Consider the following 1,476-nt stretch of genomic DNA (forward strand, 5'->3'; position numbering starts at 1 on the left):
GTAAATTTTCAGCGTTGCTGGCTCCCCGTCAGCCGGATTGGGTTGCATCGCAGGGGTGTCGAAAGAGTCAACTGCGGTCCAAAGCTGTTGGACTTGGGTGAAAAGGGCGTTTATTCTTCCTATACGTATAGGAAACCTTTATTATACGGTTATAGTAAAAAGGGGGAGAGGAATCTTCCTCTTTTTTATTTTAAAGGGAGATCTCCCATGACACTTCGTAGAAAAGGGTACATCAATGAATTTGATGGCTTATTTGTGATACCAACAATCGGATTAATCCTGTTGAAATTTTATATTTCTATATTTAGAGCATAGGCAGATTGCCTGTGCTCTTTATTTTGTTTGTTTTAAATTGGTATTGAATGATACCAATATTACATGATTAATGGAGGAGATTATTTATGACATTTAATAACAATGAAAATACACGTGTGTGGTTTATTACAGGTGCAAGCAGTGGACTAGGATACGAATTCACAAAAAAAGCATTGGAGTCAGGAGAGAAGGTTGTTGGTGTTGCTAGAAATATTGAAAAACTGAATGAGTTAAAATGCCAGTTTGAAGGAATGTTACTTCCTTTAAGTCTTGATGTTACTGATAGAAGTGCTGTTTCGACTACAGTGGAAACTGCCATTAAACATTTTGGAAGACTCGATATTGTCATTAACAATGCAGGGAATATGGTAATGGGAATGATTGAAGAATTTAGTGAAGATGAAGTTAGAAGCCAAATGGAAACTAATTTCTTCGGTACAGTATGGGTAAGTCAAGCTGTTATGCCGTACTTGCGGGCACAAGAATCAGGTCATATTATCCAGATATCTAGTATTGGTGGACTGATTAGTGGTCCAATGTCGGGAATCTATAGCGCTAGTAAATTTGCTTTAGAAGGATTTAGCGAGGCTTTAGCACAAGAAGCTGCACATTTTGGTATAAAAGTATCTATCGTAGAACCTGGAGGTTACTGGACGAATCTATACTTAAAAATGAGTTTTACTACACAGAAAAAAGAGTATGATTCATTACGTGAAAAGTTGGCCCAACAATATTCAAACGAATCGGTGGATAGTGATCCTAAGTTAGCCGCCGAAGCTATAATGAAACTGGTTAATAGTGAGAATCCGCCTCTCCGATTAGTTCTGGGAAGCCTTGTATATGATTTAGCTGTTGAAAATGCAGAAAAACGTATATTTACATGGAAAGAGTGGGAATCAGTCAGTCGTTCTTCGGAACATGGGATTCCTGCACCAGAAGGATACGGAATAATTGAGGAATAGAAACCCTAAGAAATAAACTCTCTAAACTACAAAAACTAATTAATGATTTAATATGTTTATTAACTTAATCGCCGGGCGCAACGGCTTTCGTCATTGCGTCTCTGGGAGCAGCTTGGTCTTCAACTGCACCGGCCTTTGTCGCTTTCCGTCTACTTCAAGCAGTGGGCGCGTCGGCCATGCTGGTGGCGACGTTCGCGAC

At 39.3% G+C, this 1,476-nt stretch carries 2 protein-coding genes and 1 pseudogene; all 3 read left to right on the plus strand.

All coding sequences use genetic code 11. The features are described 5' to 3' along the window. A partial coding sequence (locus FTV32_RS17380; RefSeq protein WP_218944809.1) for a hypothetical protein occupies positions 1–315 on the plus strand: 315 nt, incomplete at its 5' end. Between the two features lie 86 nt (positions 316–401). Then, entirely contained in the window at positions 402–1,277 is an 876-nt protein-coding gene (locus FTV32_RS17065) for an SDR family oxidoreductase (protein WP_078081115.1), read from the plus strand. A gap of 74 nt (positions 1,278–1,351) precedes the next feature. Beyond that, positions 1,352–1,476: pseudogene (locus FTV32_RS17070) on the plus strand (CmlA/FloR family chloramphenicol efflux MFS transporter); the annotation flags it as partial.

The sequence above is a fragment of the Acinetobacter sp. YH16032 genome (genome assembly GCF_013417345.1).
Classification (GTDB): domain Bacteria; phylum Pseudomonadota; class Gammaproteobacteria; order Pseudomonadales; family Moraxellaceae; genus Acinetobacter.